At 55.7% G+C, this 20,685-nt stretch carries 22 protein-coding genes and 1 pseudogene; 16 read left to right on the forward strand and 7 right to left on the reverse strand.

The features are described 5' to 3' along the window. The first annotated feature begins 51 nt into the window (after window positions 1-51). The 9 genes from SMC3_RS05940 to namA all read left to right on the forward strand — a co-directional run bounded on the left by SMC3_RS05940 (window position 52) and on the right by namA (window position 7,567). Window positions 52-1,458, forward strand: coding sequence for a PTS ascorbate transporter subunit IIC (locus tag SMC3_RS05940; protein WP_119089927.1), 1,407 nt, complete (start codon window positions 52-54; stop codon window positions 1,456-1,458). Window positions 1,459-1,460: 2 nt separating this feature from the next. Then, complete coding sequence (locus SMC3_RS05945) at window positions 1,461-1,748, forward strand: PTS sugar transporter subunit IIB (protein WP_119086998.1); 288 nt, start codon at window positions 1,461-1,463, stop codon at window positions 1,746-1,748. A gap of 197 nt (window positions 1,749-1,945) precedes the next feature. After that, entirely contained in the window at window positions 1,946-2,389 is a 444-nt protein-coding gene (locus SMC3_RS05950; RefSeq protein ID WP_119086997.1) for a PTS sugar transporter subunit IIA, read from the forward strand. A gap of 43 nt (window positions 2,390-2,432) precedes the next feature. Next, window positions 2,433-3,239, forward strand: coding sequence for a glucose-6-phosphate isomerase family protein (locus SMC3_RS05955; protein ID WP_119089928.1), 807 nt, complete (start codon window positions 2,433-2,435; stop codon window positions 3,237-3,239). A 52-nt stretch (window positions 3,240-3,291) separates the two neighbouring features. Further along, window positions 3,292-3,921 (forward strand): 3-hexulose-6-phosphate synthase, encoded by a 630-nt coding sequence (hxlA, locus tag SMC3_RS05960; protein ID WP_119089929.1) that lies wholly within the window; start codon window positions 3,292-3,294, stop codon window positions 3,919-3,921. Window positions 3,922-3,942: 21 nt separating this feature from the next. Continuing rightward, a complete protein-coding gene (gene hxlB / locus SMC3_RS05965) occupies window positions 3,943-4,503 on the forward strand; it encodes a 6-phospho-3-hexuloisomerase (protein WP_119086995.1) in 561 nt (186 codons plus the stop codon). 24 nt (window positions 4,504-4,527) lie between these two features. Continuing rightward, entirely contained in the window at window positions 4,528-5,199 is a 672-nt protein-coding gene (locus SMC3_RS05970; RefSeq protein WP_119086994.1) for a ribulose-phosphate 3-epimerase, read from the forward strand. A gap of 16 nt (window positions 5,200-5,215) precedes the next feature. Next, window positions 5,216-5,893, forward strand: coding sequence for a ribulose-phosphate 3-epimerase (locus SMC3_RS05975; protein WP_165846617.1), 678 nt, complete (start codon window positions 5,216-5,218; stop codon window positions 5,891-5,893). Between the two features lie 654 nt (window positions 5,894-6,547). Continuing rightward, window positions 6,548-7,567: an NADPH dehydrogenase NamA gene (gene namA, locus SMC3_RS05980; protein WP_119086992.1), complete on the forward strand. Its 1,020-nt coding sequence runs from the start codon at window positions 6,548-6,550 to the stop codon at window positions 7,565-7,567. A 40-nt stretch (window positions 7,568-7,607) separates the two neighbouring features. Here namA and SMC3_RS05985 read toward each other — a convergent pair whose 3' ends face one another. Continuing rightward, a complete protein-coding gene (locus tag SMC3_RS05985) occupies window positions 7,608-8,414 on the reverse strand; it encodes a hypothetical protein (protein WP_207799694.1) in 807 nt (268 codons plus the stop codon). Between the two features lie 86 nt (window positions 8,415-8,500). On the opposite strand from SMC3_RS05985, the gene SMC3_RS05990 reads away from it, so the two are divergent. From SMC3_RS05990 to SMC3_RS06000, 3 genes are all read left to right on the forward strand, one after another. Beyond that, the gene (locus SMC3_RS05990) at window positions 8,501-9,859 is read left to right on the forward strand and encodes a C1 family peptidase (RefSeq protein ID WP_207799695.1); all 1,359 of its coding nucleotides are present in this window, start codon (window positions 8,501-8,503) and stop codon (window positions 9,857-9,859) included. A 31-nt stretch (window positions 9,860-9,890) separates the two neighbouring features. After that, on the forward strand, window positions 9,891-10,469 hold the full coding sequence (locus SMC3_RS05995) for a nitroreductase family protein (RefSeq protein WP_165846618.1): 579 nt from the start codon (window positions 9,891-9,893) through the stop codon (window positions 10,467-10,469). A gap of 197 nt (window positions 10,470-10,666) precedes the next feature. Then, entirely contained in the window at window positions 10,667-11,353 is a 687-nt protein-coding gene (locus tag SMC3_RS06000; RefSeq protein WP_119086988.1) for a CDGSH iron-sulfur domain-containing protein, read from the forward strand. 138 nt (window positions 11,354-11,491) lie between these two features. Here SMC3_RS06000 and SMC3_RS06005 read toward each other — a convergent pair whose 3' ends face one another. Genes SMC3_RS06005 through SMC3_RS06025 form a run of 5 tightly spaced genes read right to left on the reverse strand, consistent with a single transcriptional unit; the run spans window position 11,492 to window position 15,796 of the window. After that, entirely contained in the window at window positions 11,492-11,980 is a 489-nt protein-coding gene (locus SMC3_RS06005; protein WP_119086987.1) for an NUDIX hydrolase, read from the reverse strand. Further along, on the reverse strand, window positions 11,977-13,137 hold the full coding sequence (locus tag SMC3_RS06010; RefSeq protein ID WP_119086986.1) for an MGDG synthase family glycosyltransferase: 1,161 nt from the start codon (window positions 13,135-13,137) through the stop codon (window positions 11,977-11,979). The genes SMC3_RS06005 and SMC3_RS06010 overlap by 4 nt, the downstream gene beginning before the upstream one ends. Then, a complete protein-coding gene (locus SMC3_RS06015; protein WP_119086985.1) occupies window positions 13,130-13,672 on the reverse strand; it encodes a biotin transporter BioY in 543 nt (180 codons plus the stop codon). The genes SMC3_RS06010 and SMC3_RS06015 overlap by 8 nt, the downstream gene beginning before the upstream one ends. Further along, window positions 13,669-14,856, reverse strand: a complete 1,188-nt coding sequence (locus SMC3_RS06020) for a M20 metallopeptidase family protein (RefSeq protein WP_119086984.1) — start codon at window positions 14,854-14,856, stop codon at window positions 13,669-13,671. The genes SMC3_RS06015 and SMC3_RS06020 overlap by 4 nt, the downstream gene beginning before the upstream one ends. A 22-nt stretch (window positions 14,857-14,878) precedes the next feature. Next, window positions 14,879-15,796 carry an isoaspartyl peptidase/L-asparaginase family protein gene (locus SMC3_RS06025; RefSeq protein ID WP_119086983.1) on the reverse strand — a complete coding sequence of 306 codons (918 nt, stop codon included), beginning with the start codon at window positions 15,794-15,796 and terminating at the stop codon, window positions 14,879-14,881. A gap of 122 nt (window positions 15,797-15,918) precedes the next feature. On the opposite strand from SMC3_RS06025, the gene SMC3_RS06030 reads away from it, so the two are divergent. From SMC3_RS06030 to SMC3_RS06040, 3 genes are all read left to right on the forward strand, one after another. Beyond that, complete coding sequence (locus SMC3_RS06030; protein ID WP_165846619.1) at window positions 15,919-16,548, forward strand: class II aldolase/adducin family protein; 630 nt, start codon at window positions 15,919-15,921, stop codon at window positions 16,546-16,548. Between the two features lie 50 nt (window positions 16,549-16,598). Further along, entirely contained in the window at window positions 16,599-18,083 is a 1,485-nt protein-coding gene (locus SMC3_RS06035; RefSeq protein ID WP_126851535.1) for a sensor domain-containing diguanylate cyclase, read from the forward strand. 136 nt (window positions 18,084-18,219) lie between these two features. Continuing rightward, on the forward strand, window positions 18,220-18,681 hold the full coding sequence (locus tag SMC3_RS06040; protein WP_165846620.1) for a 23S rRNA (pseudouridine(1915)-N(3))-methyltransferase RlmH: 462 nt from the start codon (window positions 18,220-18,222) through the stop codon (window positions 18,679-18,681). Between the two features lie 680 nt (window positions 18,682-19,361). On the opposite strand, the gene SMC3_RS06050 is transcribed toward SMC3_RS06040, so the two are convergent. Beyond that, window positions 19,362-19,934: a 2'-5' RNA ligase family protein gene (locus SMC3_RS06050; RefSeq protein WP_119086978.1), complete on the reverse strand. Its 573-nt coding sequence runs from the start codon at window positions 19,932-19,934 to the stop codon at window positions 19,362-19,364. Window positions 19,935-20,238: 304 nt separating this feature from the next. Between SMC3_RS06050 and SMC3_RS06055 the strand changes: the two are divergent. After that, window positions 20,239-20,685 (forward strand): annotated as a pseudogene (locus SMC3_RS06055) (hydroxylamine reductase); the annotation flags it as partial.

Consider the following 20,685-nt stretch of genomic DNA (forward strand, 5'->3'; position numbering starts at 1 on the left):
AATGCACTTTCTGAAAAGGATGGTAATTCCAAATCGTAACAGGGAGGATGTATGTTCGTAATTACTTGGATTCTGAGGTTCCTACAACAAATCATTGCACAGCCTGCACTTCTCATTGGTCTCATCGCAATGGTCGGTCTGCTCGTTGAGAAGAAATCGTCTACAGACGTTATCAAGGGAAGTCTCAAGACCGTCCTCGGGATAATTCTCATCGGCAGCGGAGCTGGCATCGTCATCGCTGGCCTAACACCATTGAACGATCTGTTGACCAAGACTTTCAATATCACTGGTGTCATCCCGGTCAATGAAGTCATGTTTGCGCAGGCAATAGCCAAGTATGGTTCTGAAATGGCTGCCATCATGGCACTCGCAATGTGCGCGAATTTGCTTTTGGCCAGGATCACCAAATTCAAATTCATCTATCTGACAGGGCATGAATTGATGTGGATCTCCACATTGATGGCCATCATACTCAATATCGCAAACCTGCCTGCCTGGGAGGTAATTGTTGGTGGTGGCTTGCTCACGGGCCTGTACATGGCAATCGCGCCATCTCTTATCTATGGCTCTGTCTGCAAGGTTACCGGCAGCAAGGAGATTGCTGTTGGGCACACAGGAACGGTGTATTACTGGTTTGCCATCGCAATTGCGAAGCTTACTGGCAACAAGGAGAAATCTTGTGAGGACGTTAACGTTCCAAAGAACTTGAACTTCCTCAGAGATCTCAGTGTTTCTTTGACGCTAGCGATGTGGGCAGTCTACCTTGTTGTCATCCTCTTGGCTATCATCTTTAAGCCAACCGTCATGGCGGAAGTCTTTGGCACTGATAATTCGTTCATCCTCGGATTGATGGATTCTGTGACGTTTGCCGCTGGAATCTACATCATCCAGGCAGGCGTTCGTATGATGATCGGGGAGCTTGTACCAGCATTCAAGGGTATTTCCGACAGATTCATTCCCAATTCTGTACCGGCAGTGGACATTCCGGTGCTTTATCCCTATCAACCCAATTCCGTTCTCATTGGTTTTCTTGTTGCCACAATTGGCAGCATCGTCGGATTTGGCATCACACTGCTCTTGGTCCACACGTCGTGGGCCCTGCCTATCATGATCCCCACGCTGTTCAACGCCTTCTTCTACGGTGCTACGTTCGGAGCATTGTGTAACAAGGAAGGCGGAGTCCGTGGCGTGGTTTTCGGTTCCTTCTTTGGTGGTATCGTCACGATAATCCTCCCGGCACTCTTAATGTCGGTTGGGCATATTGTTATCAACAACACGACATTTGGTGGCGGTGATTCCGCAGTCATTGGTGTTTTCTTCGGACTCTTGTCCAAGGCTCTAAGCGGACAAGGCCTCTTCATTACGATTCTTGTCTTGTTCCTGTTGCCCATTCTCTTTGGCAGGGTCAGGAATAGAGTGCCAGCAAAGAGTGAGCAGGCAGTACAGGGTGCGAAATAATCGTGAAGCTCCAAAAGATTATATGCTGCTGCATGTCTGGGCTTGGCTCATCATTCCTGATGGAAATGAATGTGAAAAAGGTGCTGGCGAAGCTGGGTCTGAATGATGTCGAGGTGGAACACAGTACCATCAGTGATGTTATGCCAGGGAGTACAGATCTGATTGTCTGCTCTGCCGATATCGCTGAAGAATGTGCATCAGCCGGGGGTGTGATCCCTCTGGTGAACCTACTATCAGGGGATGAGCTGGAGCAGAAACTCCGCAAGTATCTGGAGGAAAGACAGAAATAGATACAAGCACAGGCCGCATGGAGGTCTTCTGGATCTCCATGCGGCCTGTCCGGGCTTTGTTGGAATTGCCTCAAAACGCTGCGAATATATTCCAGGCCTGCTTGGATGGTGCGAATAATGTGTGCCATTGAGGGAGCATCAGGAGTGTGTTTGCAACGCCTTGAAGTGATCAATCGATGAGAGTAAGGTGGTGATGAATGATCGATAGCGATATGTTGAAACGAATAAACGTGCAGATCCTTGACGGAGCACAGGACTGGAAAGAAGCCATTGCTCTTTGCACGAGGCCTCTGTTACAGCAGGGATACATTACGCAGCGATATATAGATACTGTGATCGCACTCACGGAAAAAAGTGGTGCCTATTATCTGTTGACTCCCGTGGTGGCCCTGATCCATGCAAGGCCGGAAGATGGCGTCCTGAAACGGCAGATGGCAGTGACGCTGTTGAAGAATCCTGTCCTGTTCATGGGCAAGAGCATCCCGACAAAACTGCTGATTGCCTTGGCTGCCACTGATTCTGAGAGCCATCTGGATGCTCTGAGCCAGATTGCCAATGTGCTTGCTGACGACAAGAAGATGGATAAGCTGCTGAAAGCTCAGGATACGGACACACTGTACACTCTTATCACTTCGCCATGATCCTTTCGCTAGATTATGTGAGAAATGTCAATGGAGAATTTCAATGACTGAACTGAGTAAATTTGGTTTACGTGTCTTCTTCGACGACGCGACCCAGGAGTTGACATTCGGGGAAGGCGTTGTCTGCGGGGGCGGCAGCTCCAAGCATCTACAGAAGATGAAAGGGCTCCTGTACCGCGACAGTGCTGCTGAGAACTGTGATGAGCTGTGTTACGTCTTCTGCCATGATATCTATCGGGAAGAGGACCGACACCTGTTTGAGAAGCGTCAGTATGCCAACGGGATCACGGTCCTGATGCCGGGAACGATGGGTGGTGAGTGCCGAAAGAATTCGGGGCATTATCACGGCTATGTCCCGGGGCACATCTGCACATTTCCAGAAGTCTATGAGGTCCTGACCGGAGAAGCGGTCTTCCTTCTGCAGGAGTCGAGGAATTTTGACCATGCCGACGAGGAGCTGAAGGTGGAGACGCTAAGAGCAGTGTTCCTGAAGGCTGGTGAAAAGATCATCGTACCGCCGTTTTGTGGACACTGTGCCATTAACGTTGGTGAAGGGCCCATGGCATTCGGCAACTTGGCCGCCCCGAGCCCGCTCCTCTATGCTCCCATTCAGCAGAGGCACGGTCTTGGCGTCTATGTCCTTAATATCCAAGGAAGAATTGTATTTGTCTACAACAGTCATTACAAAGACCTTCCGCAGCTCACGATCGTCCAGGCTCATGAAAATCCTGCATTGGGCATCACGTTCGGGAAGTCCGTGTATGAATCATTTGTCAGCAGCCCGGAGCGGTTCAATTTCCTGGATGAACCCGAGCAGTACCAGGAAGAGATCGAACACATGCTGGGATAGCTGCCGGACACGTGAAGATAATGGCTGTTGAGACGGAAAAAGGAGTCAGGCAATGAAATTGCAGATGGCAATTGATACAGTTGATTCAAAAAAGGCATTGGAACTGGTGGAGAAGGTTCATGACGTTGTGGATATCGTCGAGGTAGGTACCCCGATGGTGATTCTGGAGGGGCAGGTTGCAGTACGGGCTTTGCGGGCAAAGTACCCCGACCTTACCATCCTGTCGGACACCAAGATCATGGACGGCGGCAGCCTTGAGGCAGAATACGCATGCCAGGCAGGGGCGGATATCGTCACAGTCTTGGCGGCAGCCCCGGATCCCACCATCAAAGGAGCCATGGAGACAGCACACCGGTATGGCAGGAAGATCATGGTCGATATGATCAACGTTCCCGATGTCATCTCGCGTGCAAAGGAACTGGATACGTTCGGCGTCGATTACATCTGCGTCCACACGGCTGTTGACGTACAGTCCACGGGCAAAACGCCGCTGGAAGAACTGGAAGAGACTGTGGCAGTGGTCAAAAACGCCAAGGTTGCAGTGGCTGGCGGCATCAATCTGAAGACGGTCGGGGCTGTCAAGAACATTGGTCCTGAGATCGTCATCGTGGGTGGAGGGCTGACAGGTTCTGCCAATCCACGGGAGACGGCGCTTGCTCTGCAAAAGGTCATCAAGGCCTGAAGCGGAACAGGGAGACAGATCATGGCTGACACAAATGAGATTGTTCAAAACATCATAAATGAACTCGGAAGCACGCTGAAAGGCGTGGATCCGGAGGAAACGGCCCGTCTTGAGGATGCAATCCTCGCGGCGAAGAAGGTATATTTCGCGGGGGCTGGCAGGTCCCTCCTGATGATCCGTGGGTTTGCGATGCGGATGATGCACCTGGGACTTCGGTCCTACGTTGTGGGTGAAACAGTGACACCGGCCATCGAAGCGGGGGACCTTCTGGTTATAGGATCAGGTTCCGGTGAGACAGGCGCTCTGACGATCGTCGCGAACAAGGCGAAGAAACTTGGTGCAAAGGTAGCATTGATCACGCATAGCCCCGATTCCACGATCGGAAGACAGGCCGATCTTGTCGTCCGGATTACCCTGGCGAGCGGCAGGAAGAAGCTGCAGCCCAGTGGCAGTACATTTGAACAGAGCATGTTGATCCTCTGCGACGCTATGGTGCTTGAAATGCTGGAAAGAGGACATCTCCTGGCTGAGCATGAGGATATTGATACATACATTATGAAGAGGCATGCGAATCTTGAATAGATTCGGGAATGAGAGGTATTGTCTATGAAAAGTATGCTTTCCCCGTCCATCATGTGCGCGGATCTGCTGAACCTGGAAACTGAGATCCACAGACTGGAAGAGGCAAAGGTGGATCTGATCCATTTTGACATCATGGATTCTACGTTTACCACCACGACGATGTTGCCTCCGCTGATGCTTCCGGCCATGCGTAAGATCACGGCTATCCCGCTGGACATTCATGTGATGATCGACCGTCCGGAACGGATCATGGATACTATTCTTCCTCATATCCAGGGCGCCTACGTGAGTATCCACACTGAAGTGACCAAGGAGATCCAGTCTATCTTCAGGAAGGTCAAAAATGCTGGCGGCAGGGTCTCGGCGGCACTGAATTACGCTACTCCCCTGTGCATGCTGGAGGAGCTGATCCCGATGCTGGACATGGTCCTTCTTGTGCTAGGAAATGCAGGCAACGGGGCAGGGGTCGGATTGGACGATCAGCTGCTGGACAAGATCGCCAGAACACGCAAGATGCTGGACGAGCATGGAAGACGGGATGTCCCCATTGAAGTGGATGGTGGCGTTTCGTTTGACGTTGCCCGTCGCACGAAGGCGGTGGGTGCCAGCATATTTGTTCTGGGCACAAAGAGCGTCTATCAACCCGGCGTTTCCGTCGTGGAGCGTTGCAATGCCCTGCGGGAATATCTGCAGTGACGGGATGGTGGGGAATATGCTTAAGATCAGATTAGCTCCCTCTATTGAACGCGCAGACTGGCTGGCCTTGGGATCCGAGCTCGGGAAGCTGGAAGAAGCGAAGGTTGACCTGCTTCATATCGATATCCTGGATACAAGTTATGGTGACACAATCCTGATGTCGCCGAAACTGATTCCTGCCATCTGCGCGGCTACGGCTATCCCGCTGGACATCCATATTTCAGTCGGAAGGCCCGCCCATCTCCTGGATGCTTTCTTGCCGTACTGCAAGAATTCCTACATCGATATCCAGATGGAGACGACCATGCAGATCACGTCCCTTCTCAAAAGGGTGCGGAACGCTGGTGGCAAGCCGGCGGTGACGTTGAATCCAGGCACTCCCCTCAGCGTGCTGGAGGAGCTGGTTCCGTACGTTGACATGGTCAATCTGATGATCCGTACCTTCAGTGTTCCAGAGCCGGAATTGGATCGTCAGATCCTGGACAAGATCGCCAGAATACGCAAGATGCTGGACGAGCATGGAAGACAGGATGTCTCGATAGAGGTGGATGGAAGCCTGAATTTCAACGATGCACGGCAGGTCGTGCAGCAGGGGGCCGATGTGCTGGTGCTGGGAACCAAGACTGCATTCCGCGCCGGTCACACCTATGCGGAAAACTGTCAGGAATTGAGAGAATACCTCCGCACAGCATAGCGTAGTGTTTCAGCGAGGAAAACAGGAAACTTCGCATCAGAAATGTTGCTGATTTTCCACTGCTCCAGAAGATTCTGACCTAAGTACTGGCAAGTCGTTCAATAGGTTATAGGGGACTGTGACCGATCGGTCACAGTCCCCCTTTTTCATAAGAGCTCCTTGATGATTGGAAGCTCAATGCTCACTGTCAGTCCCTTGCCTGTATTACTTGTCAGGACCGTGCACACTGGTGATGCAGGTAACCATTGGCAGACCGAGTCCACGGCCATTACAGATAGGATGTTTCCCCACTGATGAATGTAGAAATTCTGTCAGGTCGGAAAGCTCATTCTTTGGTATTCTTCCTAGTATCAGAACTACATGAAAACGTGTATAGTGACACATTATTCTAAGCAAGCAGACAGACGGCAACCTCAACCAGATAAGTGTGAGTTTTATTGGGGAACTCATGCCCTCTTTGGACAAAATGGTTTCAGGCATACAGAAACATACAATCTTACCGTTGATTCCAGTGGGCAGATACGGTAGACTGCTCATAGTACAAGGGGTTTGAAAGCAATTTGGAGGTGCGAATGACGAGTGCAAAGGAATTAAATAGACATAATTCGGTTGTCCGGAATCTATCTTCAGGAAATGAAAAAGGAGGTAAGCTCAATGAAACTGTTTGAAGAATACAAAGTCAAAGATATAACTCTTAAGAACAGAATCGTTATGCCGCCGATGTGTATGTATCAGGCAACGTCTGACGGTTTGCCATCGTCGTTTCATCTATGCCACTATGCCTCCAGAGCTCTGGGAGGAGTAGGGTTGATCATTGTGGAGTCGACCGGTGTAGCCCCTGAGGGCAGGCTCACGGACAACGACCTTGGCATCTGGAATGACGACCAGATTGCCGGGCTGAAACGGATTGTGGATGCCTGCCATGCAAACGGCGCCAAAATTGCGCTTCAAATCAACCACGCCGGCAGAAAGAGCACGTCCTCCGCAAGACAACCTTTTGCCCCGAGCGCTGTCCGCTTTAGCAGCGATTACCGTATGCCGGAAGAGCTGACGAAGGCACAGATCGGTGAGATTGTTGCAGCCTTCAAAGCGGCGGCTGGGCGGGTCAATACCGCCGGATTCGACGCTTTGGAGATCCATGCGGCGCATGGCTACCTTGTTCATGAGTTTCTGTCGCCGATTACCAACAGGCGCACGGATGAGTATGGTGGCAGTCTGGAGAACCGGGTCAGGTTTCTCAAAGAAATACTGGCAGCCGTTCGCCCTGTCTGGCCCGAAGAAAAACCGCTGTGGATCCGTGTCTCTGCCCGTGATTATCAGGAAGGTGGAATCGACGGCGAAATGATGGTGCAAATAATAAACATGGTCAAATCTTCGATTGATCTTGTCCATGTAAGTTCTGGTGGCCTACTCCCTATAGAGATCAACGATTATCCCGGGTATCAGGTCCCCTTGTCAGAAAAGATACGAAAAGAATGTGGCAAACCGACAATCGCCGTGGGTTTGATTACAAATGATGAAATGGTGGAAGAAATTCTTCAAAACGGCAGGGCGGATCTAGTGGCGCTGGGACGTGAGCTTCTGCGCAATCCCTACTGGATGATCAATGCAGCAACAAAGCATGGAATCGCCGGGTATGTGCCGGAGTCTTATACGAGAGCTCACAAGGTCTGATCTTGTAAAGATATCTCTGAAGCGGTTGACGTTCTACTGTTCAGGGCAGATCGATGTCTGTGACAACGAGTGCGTGATCACTGCCGGCCCGGACAGCCTCTTCATACAGGTAGCGGACATCCGTGACACTGATGCTGGGCGAGACGCGGATGCTGTCATAGCGGCAGCGCAGGTATTTGCCTTTCCGTCCGCGGTGATACGAATCGGCAAGGGGTCCGTTCGGGTAGTACCGTACCCGGCGTTTCAGTTCTGCGGGATGGCCGGTGTACCACAAGCGCAGGACGTCTTCGGTTCGTGTCCCGGCGCCGAGGACCAGCGCCTCTTCTTCAGTCCACCACCTGCTTTGCTCGATGTCGGGGTGGTCCACGCGCGGCCCGTTGGCGTCCATGCCCAGCACGACGGGGCAGGGGGCGGAGGACAGCCAATCCGCAAGGGCGCTGAACGCGCGGGGTCGCTCCGTTTTGCCTGGACCCGTATTAGTGGGGGCATAGCAGGAGAGGAGCGTCAGGGCGGATCCCGTGTGGGTGGCAGTGATGGCAAGCGAACGACTGGGGAGCAGGAGGTCTGGGACAGGTAACGCTGACCCGAGCACCCATTCGCCTGTGGCCGCTATTAAGCACCCGCCCCGGCGGGCGACACCTTGGGAAGAGATAGGAAACGACCATGTGTCGGTGGTGTGTTCCCACAGGCGACTGTCCACCACGGCACGTACGGCGGATGGTCCCACGTCCTGCAGGAGCAGGATGTCGGAGTTCTGGTCAGCCAGCAATCGGAGCTGATCGGTCGGATGGGGCATACCGCGCACATTCCAGCTTGCGATTCGCAGTCTCATATGAGTAGTATACAAGGCTGGGCCCTCTCGCAAAAACACAGGAGCGGTGTAATCTAAACGAGACGACGGGTGGCAGAACCCGCACGACGGGAGGAAGAACCATGAGTCAGTACAATCCACAGGCAGTCATGACGCAAGAGATGCTCGATCAGTTCAGGATGTCATTCGAGAGCGATCCGGTCAACAGGCTGGTACAGAACGCTGTGACGCGGGTTTCCGTGCATACCGTTGCCCTCAACCACGAGGCGGCGACGGGGGTAGACCACACGTTCTCCGTGATGCTGCCGAGCAACGAGGCGACGGCTCAGGAGAAGAGCGGGCGCTGCTGGCTGTTCTCCGGCCTCAATACGTTCCGGACCGAAGCGATGAAACGCCTTGATGTTGACAAGTTCGAGCTGTCACAGAATTACCTCATGTTCTGGGACAAGCTGGAGAAGGCGAGCTACTTCCTCGAGAGTATCCTTGCCACGCTGTCCGAGCCTGTCGATGGGCGCCTCCTGATGTACCTCTTGGGTTCCCCTTTGCAGGATGGTGGCCAGTGGGACATGTTCTGTGCCCTCGTGACCAAGTACGGCGTCGTCCCGAAGACCGTCATGCCCGAGACGGAGAGCAGCAGCAACACAAGGGACATGAACGACGTTATCACGGCCAAGCTGCGCGAGTATGCCGCCGAACTGAGGCGCATGGCTGCCAGTGGAGATGAAGAGGACGTCCTGCGTTCGCGCAAGGAAATGATGATGAACGTGATCTTCCGCATGCTGGCCACGCATCTCGGGACGCCGCCCGTCGAATTCTTCTGGCAGTGGCGGGACAAGGGGGGTACCTTCCACCGGGACGGTACCATCACTCCGCAGGATTTCTTCGCGCGGTACGTCGGCGTGGACCTCGAGAACAAGGTCTGTCTCATCAACTGCCCGACGCCCGACAAACCTATGAACCATCTATACACCATCGGCTACCTGGGCAATGTCATCGAGGCGAGGGGTATCCGGTACCTGAACACGCCCATCGAGGTTTTCAAGCAGGCTGCGATCGACATGCTGGTCGCCGGCCGTCCGGTGTGGTTCGGCTGCGACGTGGGCAAGTTCGAAGAGCGGGACCTCGGCATCCTGGACCCGTCGATCTATGAGTATGACCTTGTCTATGGCGAGGGGCTCATGAGTGACAAGGCCGAGCGCATCATGTATGGGCAGAGTGCCATGACGCACGCCATGGTGCTGACAGGCGTCGACCTCGACGGCGATGGGCATGCACGCAAGTGGCGTGTCGAGAATTCGTGGGGAGACAAGTTCGGGGAGAAGGGATTCTTCGTCATGACAGACGCGTGGTTCGACGAGTACGTGTACGAGGTCGCCGTCAGCCGGGACTATCTCCCGGAGGATCTGGCTGCTGTCCTGCGTGAAGAGCCGACGATCCTGCCGCCATGGGACCCGATGGGGGCCCTGGCTGTGGCTCGTTGACATACAGAAATTTTACGGGGAGGCACCAGTCGTGGATATCCTGGAAGCGATAGCCGCGCGGAGGAGCATCCGCAAATTCACTGACCGTCCTGTTACCGAGGAGACCGTGAACGCGGTCCTCGCAGCGGCGATTCTCGCGCCGTCGGGTAAGAACCATCAGTCATGGCGGTTCGTCGTGGTGGCGGGCGACGAGAAGCGCGCACAGATGATACGAGTCATGCGCGAGGGCATCACAGACACCAAGGCTCGCGGGATAGACACCGGCTCGGCCATTATGACGGCGCGTGTCATGGACCGCGCTCCCGTGACGATCTTTGTCTTCAACCCGGAAGGTGTGGCACCCTGGGCGTCGCACTCGCTTGCGCAAATAGTCATGGAAACAGTAGACACTCAGTCCATCGGGGCGGCGATCCAGAACATGCTGCTGGCCGCACAGGCTATGGGTCTGGGCGCGGTCTGGATGTGTGACGTGTGGTCGGCGTATCAACAACTGGAAGAATGGCTGGGAGAATCGGGCCAGCTCGTGGCCGCAGTGGCGCTTGGGTATCCAGACGAGCAGCCCGCTGCCCGTCCGAGGCGCCCCTTGTCCGAGGTCGTGCACTGGTTCTAGTGGGTGGCACGGACTTATGAGAATGAGCTCAAAAAACTGTTCACACCGTAGCCATTCTGGACATAATAATCAATACTTGTGTGGTAGGCAGACCGACAATGTCCAGAGACGCATCGGGGTTGTGTGGGGTTGCCGATTGGCTTGATTGTGTGGAAGGGTAATGAATCTGGGCAAAGAGACCAGAAGGGGAGAACAAGGTGAGAGAAGAACCTAGAATACAGATTACCAAAGATGGACCCTACCTGGTGTCCGGTAAAGTTCGCTTATCGAGAGAGACCATCATTGTTGACGAGAATGGTGTTTCGGACACATGGGAAGAGACTGAGAAGTCTGAGACTCCCGAAAGCTGTGCATTGTGCAGGTGCGGAAAATCCAGCAACAAACCATTTTGCGATGGGACACATGAAAAGATTGACTTCGATGGTACAGAGACGGCACAGAATGAGCCGTATGAACGGAGTTCCCAAGCCATACAGGGCCCCACTCTAGTTCTTAGAGACAAAGCAGAACTCTGCGTAGGTGCGAGGTTCTGTGACAAGGGCATTGGCACGTGGGAGTTGACAAAACACTCAGGCGTTCCACTCGCCAAAGAGATGGCAATACAGACTGCCGGCAACTGCCCGTCCGGCAGGCTGGTGTGCTATGATAAGGAAACAGAAAAACCGATCGAACCCGCATGTGGGGAATCCATCGCTCTTGTTGAAGACCCTCAGGAGGGCGTGAGTGGTCCTCTTTGGGTACGAGGGAAGATACCTGTGGAGTCTTGCAAGGGCAAAGAATATGAGCCAAGAAACAGGGTGACATTGTGCAGATGCGGAAAATCCAGCAACAAACCATTTTGTGACGGCACTCACGTTACTGTGAAGTTCTCTGACAAGAAGTAGAATAAGATCGTAGTACGTAGCACGACTGGGAGCAACCATGCCCCTGCACCTGGCAGGTCCAGGATGTCCAGGAAAAGGAAGCTGGTGCCGATGCGGGTTGTTCGTACAAAGGTGTACTGACGTCTTCCAGCAGGCGGACTACGGACTGAGCAGTTTTGTGACCTGACGGCGGAAGTCGGGGAACAGGTTCAGCGAACCCATTTCCTCGAGCGTGAACCATCCGATGCCTTCCGTCTCCCGTGTGTCCTCGGTGAGATGAGTTCCCTCGCCGGCCAAGGGCTCACAGACGTAGGCAAAGTCGATGTGGCAGTGCTCGGGTTCCGTGCCGGTTGGGATGCGCTCACACAGGACCATCCACGGAACGTGCAGGACCTCCACGACACCGGGCTCGCCCAGTGTCTCGTCCCGGGGGCTCACGATGCGGCAATGCACCCCTGTCTCCTCGAAGATCTCGCGGAGGCATGCTTCGTCTGGTGTCTCGTTGGGCTCCACGTGACCGCCAGGGTAGATCCAGACATGATGTTTGCGGTGATTTACCAGCAGGATGCGGTCATCTCGCAGGACAAAACCTGACGCGGTGAAGTGTTTGGGCAGGAGCTGCGCCCAGGGCGGCAACAATTCCGTCATGATGACTCTGTTGGCGATGTTGGGCGATATACGTCTTCACAGATCCTTGCGACGATGTCCTGCGTGGCGTTGGGCCTCCCCAGGCGCCTGAGGTTACCGGACATCTCTGACCCCCTGCTTGTAAACATGAGTTCATCGGCGGCACGAAGAAGCTGATCGGCATCCTCCGCAGCATACGCGGCTTCGTGTTGTGTCAGGAACCGTGTGTTCGCGGTCTCCTGGCCCGGGAGGGGCTCGAAGATGACGAGCGGGACACCGACAGCCGCCGCCTCGGCAAGCGTGATGCCCCCTGCCTTGCTGACAAGCAGGTCGGCTGCCTGCATATACGCGGGAATCTGGTCAGTCCAACCGACTGCTCTGATAGTGTGCCTGGACGAACGCGCGATGGCCATGCTCCCTATCTGGCTCTGGACATCAGCGTTGTTGCCACAGAGAGCCATGATGGTGACGGGTTCTCCAAAGGGTCTGGACGTCAGAGTGTCACATGCCTCGAGGATATGCCCGAGGCCCAGTCCGCCTCCCGTGACGACGGCCAGATGGGCGTCCTGCGGGATACCCAGCATGGCACGGGCTTCCTCCCGCGCACGGTGGATGGCGAACGCCGGACGGACGGGAATGCCGAAGGAGTAGATGGGTTCGCGGAGACGCCGGTGGGTAGCCTCGAAGGTGGCGGTGATTTGCTCGTTTGCCGAGACGTGCCAGTTGACTCCCTTGGACATGTACAGCGTCTGCAGGACGTAGTCGGTGAAGCAGTTGATGAGCGGTGTTCCCTGCATGCGGTGCCGTTTGACTTTTGAAAGCGCCAGCGTCGGCCAGAGATTCGTGGAGATGATCGCGTCGGGAGCCTCCATGAGCGCCAGCTCTTGCAGCCTTCTGTAGCCGACGTTTGCGAGAAGCCGCGATGTGCGCTCCGCCTCCCTGAGGTCCTGGGTGACGGTGTGCTGGAAGGCCAGATCGTAGGCCAGGGGGAGGATCCTGACAAGTTGCAGGTAGGCGTCGCGCATGACAAAGCGCATGGGCGCGGGGGCCTCGTCAAGGAAGTCGACGTATCGCGTTGCCCAGCCTCGCTGCTCGAAAACCTCTCCCAGCGCGCGTGCCGCCTGTTCATGTCCGGCGCCCACGCTGGCGTAGGCAAGCAGAACCTTGTAGTCAGCCACCGTCTACCTCAGTCAGGGCCGAACGAAGGGGACGCGCAAGGGCGGCGACCACGGCCATTTTGACGACGTCGAGGGCCAGGATCGGGATGAGGCCGACGAGAGCTGCTTGGGCGGCGCCCCCTCGCAACAGGAGAACGTGCCACATCCAGAAGATGCCGGGGACATAGATGAAGACGAGCGATCCTTCTGCAAGAACCAGGTCACGCCACCGGGAGTCCCAGTGCCAATGCTCGGCAATGACGCCAATGACGATGGAGGCGAGCAGAAAACCGACAAGGAAGCCGCCCGTCGGTCCCGAGAGAGCGACCAGACCGGAGGCTCCCTCTGCGAAGACCGGCAGGCCTACCAGTCCAAGCAGCAGGTAGGCCAGGACGGCAATGTACGCGCTCGTGCCGAACAGGAGTGGTGTCAGCACGACGAAGGCACTCTGGAATGTTATCGGGACCGGCCGGAGGGGGATACTGACGTAAGCGCCGATGACCAGCAGTGCCACCATGACGGCAAGCTGCGCGACACGCCGTGTGGAGAGTTTCACGAAAGGTATCGCCTCACGACGGCCACGAATATCGACACCGCGACAGGGAAGATGTCCTCGTCGAAGGTGAACTTCGGATTGTGGTGTGGGGCGGTGAGACCCTTTGCCACGTTTCTCGTCCCGAGGAAGATAAACGCCCCGGGGACCTGCTGGAGGTAGTAGGCGAAGTCTTCTCCACCCATACTGATCTCAGGCTCGACGACGTTGCTTTCGCCGACGAGTTGCTGGAGGATGGGACGCAGGAAGGCGACGGATTCGCAACTGTTGATGACGGGGGGATACCCGAATTCGTAGTCGATTGCGGCAGTCGTGCCAAGAGCTTCGGCCGTATGACTGACGATGCGGCGCAGACTGGCGGCGCCGAGTTCGGCGTCTTCCCGCGACAGTGCGCGCAGGGTGCCGGTCATGTGGACGCTCTGGGGGATGATGTTGAATGCAGAGCCGCCGTCGATGGTGCCGATGGTCACCACACGCGATTCGAGAGGATTGGTCTCACGCGAGACGATCGTCTGGAGGGCGGTGACAATCTGGGCGGCGGCCACGATTGGGTCCGCGCCGAGGTGTGGTGCCGCGGCGTGTGTGCCCTTGCCGGTGACCGTCAGCTCGAACCGGTCAGCTTCTGCCAGGAGAGGCCCCGCACGCAGACCGATCTTGCCAAACTCGAACGTGTTCCACAGATGCATCCCGAAGACAAAGGTGACATCTGGGTTCTGGAGGACCCCCTCCTTGACGCATGGTTCCGCGCCGCCGGGCGAGATCTCCTCTGCTGGTTGAAAGAGCAGCTTGACCGTCCCGCCAAACTGGTCCCGATGGTCGACCAGCCAGTGCGCGACGGCGAGCAACGTCCCGGTATGGCCGTCATGGCCGCAGGCGTGCATCACGCCTTTGTTCTGTGAAGCAAATGGCAGACCAGTCTCCTCAGTCAGTCGCAGGGCGTCGATGTCGGCGCGCAATAGGAGGACCTTGTCGTTCGCAGGACCCTGCGTTCCGGTGATGGTCGCCGTGACCCCGGTTCCCGCTATGGGCGAGGGATTCAAACCAAGACTGTGCAAGCAATCAGTGATGTACTGCTGCGTCCCCTGTTCCTCGAACGAAGGTTCCGGATGGGCATGCAGATAGTGACGGTGCTCCGCCGCTTCTCTCGCGTATGTGTCGATGTCGAACATATTTTCATCTCTTTCCATGGTTGTTCCAGATGTGTGAGGGTTACAGCTCTGCAACTGGTTCGGACATGCCCTTCTTGAAGTAGGCGTGGGGCATCTGCGGTGTGTTCTGGGCAAAACCGATGCCGCCCTGATTGTCGACGACGATGATCCCCGCCTCGGTCCCCAGGATGTTGCTGAGCATGTTCACTGCGCCAGATGCGGCGCCCTGGGCGTTGAGCCCCATGCGCATGAAGTCGCAGGCGGTCTTGGTGATGAGGGTGCGCATCATGCTCTCGCCCAGTCCGGTCGACGAGGCGCCGCCAAAGTTCGTGGCATACGTCCCTGCGCCGGGCAGTGGGGTGTCACCGACGCGTCCCAGCATTTTGAGGAAGACGCCACCCGTGGATGTGCCTGCGGTTATCTCGCCCTTTTCGTCCACGGCGACAGCGCCAACGGTGCCGTGCATGAACTCCGGATGTTCCTTCATGAGGGCCTTGAGCTTCGGCCAGTCGCCCGCATCACCACGGAGGAACTTCTCGCGGTATGCTCGCCACTGGACGCGCCGTTCCTCAGTAATGGGATCGTGGGATGCGATGCCCATCATGCGAGCAAATTCCTGAGCGCCACCGCCCTGAAGAAGCACGTGGTCCGTCTTCTCCATGACCATGCGCGCCAGTGAGATGGGATGCTGGATGTTCTTGATGCCGGCGATGGCTCCAAATCCAAGTGCAGGACCATAGGCAACGGCTGCGTCCATCTCAACCTCTCCATCGAACGTTAGCACGGAGCCGGTGCCACAGTTGAACAGCGGATTGTCCTCCAGAATCTTGATAGCAGTCTCCACAGCGTCCAGAGAGGATCCACTGCTCGCAAGAACGTCACTTCCGGCTTTGACAGCTTCCCGGACCCCGGCAATAACAGCTTCTTCCTTTTCGTGGGATACCGCTCCGACACCGCCATGAACGATGATTGAATACATTGGTCCTCCACACTGAACATGATTACCTACCTTGCAAGTATATGGTATACTCAATGAATGACAACCCGGCTTCAGAAGCGACGCAAGAGCTCGCAGTCCGGGGTGGAAATGGGGAGGTTTGGATGGAAACAGCAACAAAACTGGTCGAGATAGCCAAGAGGTTGTACTCCAAAAACATGAACGCCGCCCTGGGTGGCAACGTGAGTATTCGGCGGGGAGACGAGATCGTTATTACACCAGCCGGTATCAACAAGGGGTTCATGACGGAAGGCGACGTGGTCGTTGTCGACATTGAGGGCAACAAACTGCGAGGAAACGGCAACCCATCATCCGAAGGCAAGATGCACTACGAGATCTACAAGGGCCGACCAGACGTGAATGCCATCATCCACGCTCATCCCCGGTTTGCCGTTGGCTTTGCACTCGCCCACCGCGAGATTCCGGACGACGTTCTGCCGGAGACGACCATCCTGCTGGGCCATGTTCCCTGCCTGCCGTACGTGACACCGTCGACGATTGAGCTGGCCTGCGAAGTTGCCGAAGGACTTGCTCACCGCAACGCGGTATTGATGGCGAACCATGGCGCAATCACCGTCGGCGCGGACCTGGAGGAGGCGTACAACCGTATGGAGCTCCTCGAGCAGACGTGCATGTCTGTGGTGTATGCGACCATACTCGGCGGCGTGCATCACATTCCTCCCGCAGAGATGGAGTTTTTTGTCGCCAACTTCGGGCTGAAGCGCGAGGGCTGAGCAAAACTGGAAAAAACACCGATGGTTGCTAAAATGCTATTAATGTGAACGTGGCGACTAGCACTGGTGTCATCGAGCTGCACGAATTGCAGAGCATCCTCCAGGAACGTTCGCACCGGAAGGCGGTGCAGCGGGCCGTAGAGGTAGTTGCACATCTCGTGCCGTCCTGCAGTGTGATGCTCCTCAGGATCAGTCCGCAAGGGAAGCTGCGCATCGAGGCTTGGGCGAACATCGCCGCCTCCATCATTCACAGCACTGAGCGCAGCTTCGACCGGGAAGGCCTGCCCAGGAAACTTGCAGACATCGTCCATACGAAGAAACCAGTGATCATTGAGGATTTCAGATCGATGGCCGACTGGCGCGAGCCGGTACCTTCCACCACTTCGTGGGCCGGCTTCCCCATCCTCCTGCGTGGGCGCGTCATCGCCATCGTCAACGTCCAGGCCATCGAGCAGCGCATTGGCCCTGAAGTAGTCACTGTCATCGAACCGGTGGTGAGCACTATTGCGCTCCTCATTCTGCGCTATGAGGAGGCGCGTGAACTGGCAGTGCGCAACCAGCAGATGAGCATCCTCTATGAGATGGCGGTCGCTGGCGCGCAAGCAACCGACGAACAGGGACTGCAAGTGAAGATCGATCACGTTCTCGAACGCATCGGTCGTATCTTGGGATATGCACATGTCGTCGTCTTCGTGCATGACCCGCGACGTGAGATGCTGGTGCTCAAGGCCAGCCGTGGACGTGAGATCGGGCACGCTGGAATGGAAATGGACGTGCACGGTCGTAAAGGTGTCACCGTGCGCGCGTTCCTGTCGTCAAAGCCGGTTCTTGTCCGCGACACGAGGATGTGTGCCGAATTCATCGAAGGGCTGTGGCCCGCGCTGTCTGAACTGGCGATTCCGCTGCTTGTAGGAGGGAGTTGCGTTGGCGTGCTCAACCTGGAGTCGCCCATGGTTGCAGCGTTCACGCACTCCGACATCCGGCTGCTTACGCCGTTTGCCTCGGGGCTTGCCCTGCTCATCGACAATCAGCAGAAGACAAAGCAGCTGCGCGAGCAGGCAACCCGCGACGGACTCACAGGGTTTTTCAACCGTCGCATGATGGATGAAATGGTTCCTGCGGAGATTCAGCGTGCGGCTCGGTACCATCGAGACATGAGCTTGGCCATGCTGGACCTCGACGGCTTCAAGGCTGTCAACGATAATCTGGGCCACGAGGAGGGGGACCGCCTGTTGCGGGTCTTCGCAGGCTGTATCCGCAAAATTGCCCGTGCCTCCGACCTGGTGTTCCGCTATGGTGGGGACGAATTTCTGCTCTTGTTGCCCGAGACGACGCGTGAGCAGGCTGAGGTGCTCCTGAAACGCCTGACCGATTTCTTATGCCCGGAACTCATCACGATGCTGGGGCGTGTGACGTTCTCGACCGGTATCGCCAACTATGTCAGCGATTCCTCGGCAGAGGACCTCGTCAAGCTGGCTGACGACCGCCTGTACGAGTCCAAGCGGCTTGGCAAGGGGCACATCACCAGCCACTAGAACGTCTTTATTCTTGCATGATGCTGTGGGTCTCCGCCTTCACGGGGACGACAAATTGAAACCCTTCTGGTTGTCATTCCCGCGCATGCGGGAATCCAGTTCTTGTCCGGGGGACTGCAACCGCTATACTGACCGCATGAAGATTATGATATGCGCCCAGGGCGGCGGTCTCAAGAAGTCCTACAACAAGATGGCACAGGATGAATATTGTCGTCGCCTCGAGCACTATTGTGAGCTGAGCGTCATCGACTCCGCATCGAGGCAACTTGCCAACTATGCACGGTTCGAAGAAGGGGCGCGTGTCCTGCTTGACCCCCGTGGTCAGGAGATCACGTCGCACGAGCTGTCTGAGCGCCTGCAGGACCTCATGAACATGGGGACGCGCAAGCTATCATTCTTCATTGGCGGCGCCGAGGGGTTCAACCCCACCTTGCAGACGTACATCGAACAGAATGTCGGAGTCCGCCCTCTCTCTCCCGGCACGAGCATCCTTTCGTTCGGGAAGCTGACCCTGCCGCACGAGCTGGCACGGGTGATCCTCCTGGAGCAACTGTACCGCGCGTTCTCCATTCTCAAGGGAGAGCCGTACGACAAGTAGCCTGTCTGAACTGTGATGACAGCTGTCACAATCAGCAGTTAGAGTTATCCACACCCTGCAACCGGTTGCAACGGAACCAGAACATCGCATTAACAAATCGTCTGTGGGTCTTTGCTGACACCTTGTCCCAACATGCTGACAGGTTATCCACAAGCTCAGACTGCGTTTTTGTGCGGCTCAGCCGTCATCTTCCCGAACTTCTACCCACTTTCCACAGGTCTGTTTCCACAGGCTGATATGGGGTCACCTTGAGTGGGATGTCGTCGTCCCCGCGAAGGCGGAGACCCACACGTTGGGGCAGGGCTGGATTCCCGCATGCGCGGAGAAGCACCCCTCGCCTTGAACAAAAGGGCTCGGGGGAATGACAGATAAGAGACTTCTCAGCACCCACCACAGGAGGAACATCCGGAGCCGCCGCAGCTGCAGGAACCTCCTCCGCAGCCACAGGACTCTCCTTCACAGCCGTCATCCCCGTCGGCGTGAGCATGGACAGTCTTCGCCAGTTGGCATTCCTCGCCGCAGTCAGGGCACGAGGCAGTCCACCTTGTGCAGGGACCATATGTCCGGTCGATCCAGTCAGTCTTGATTCCCCCTGCCTCGAACTTTGTGTGGCACGTGTCGCAATAGAAGATACTCATGATTCCTCCTTGATGACAGTTCTCCGAAACACATCGGGGCGTTCAGGCGTCGGAGCAGGTGACCCCCGTGCTCAATCCCCCAAGTTCCACCGTGTCGACGCATTGCCAGATGTTGCCTTCATCGGCCTGGAGATAGGAGACATACGCTACCCGGAACGAGAACCGAGTTAATTCACGCCGGACGGTACCCTGGGCCTCAAGCAAAGCTTCACGACTTGTAAAGAACCCGATGGAGATGTGGGGCACGAAGTCGTCCACGCGGTCGAACACCACGTCCGGGAATGACCCCAGGACCATCTGCCTCAGCGTGAACAGTTCGTCATGTGGTACATTCGGCTGCAGCCAGAGCACAAGGTCGTCCATGAACGTGCCGAGTTCGGCGACGTGGACGGTGAACGGGGGAATCCGGGACAATGCCTCCCTGATCCGGGGACGCGCCGGCATCCAGTCGCAGGCGTCGAGTTCGGGCGCAACCGCGAGCGTGATATGCGGCAATATGCGGGCCACGTGGGGATCATACCGCCTGCGGAAGTCATTCACGTAGTCCGCGGCGTCACCTGACACAGCGACTGCGATTGCCCCACCCTTGCGGAGTCTTTTCCTGTCCTGTTCCATACTATCAGTATATGAGCAATGAGCCTGCCCGCAACGCAGGATCCGGGCCCATCTGGCAACACAAGCCCCCTGCAGTGCACTCCACGGTTCTTGATAATTTGTGGCCCTCGCCTATCGTGAAGGCATCAGGGTGGTATGACCACCAGTCGTGGTATGCTCAAATCAGTGAGGAGGTATCCATTTGATGACTGAAGAAGGAAATGTCTTATATGGATATGCCTGATGAATGGGCCGCCGCAATGCCTTATACAAAGCGGAAAGAATGATCCAAGATGGAACATCCGAATAAAGGGAGGAAAACTCGATGAGTATATTTTGTTACCAATGCCAGGAGACAGCAAAAGGCACGGGCTGCGACATCAAGGGTGTTTGTGGCAAGAGCGAAGAGGTTGCAAAGCTTCAGGATTTACTGATTTACACTCTCAAGGGTATTTCTGAACTAGTGGTTAAAGGAAAGTTGAATGTTAAGGAATTAGGAACCATCAACCATGAAGTGCTCAACAGCCTATTTATGACGATTACGAATACCAATTTTGATGACGCGGCATTTGAAAAAGAAATCAACAAGATGCTGGCGTTGAGAAATGAACTTAGAGAAAAGGTGTCTGTCAATAATTTGCATGATGCAGCGACCTTTGCAGTTCTGTCAAAAAAATCAATGCTCGAAAAAGCTTCCTCTATTGGGATATTAGCTACAGAAAATGAGGATGTTCGTTCTTTGAGAGAATTGATCACGTATGGTGTTAAAGGT

It is taken from the genome of Candidatus Cryosericum hinesii (assembly GCF_003570985.1).
Taxonomy (GTDB): Bacteria; Caldisericota; Caldisericia; order Cryosericales; family Cryosericaceae; genus Cryosericum; species Cryosericum hinesii.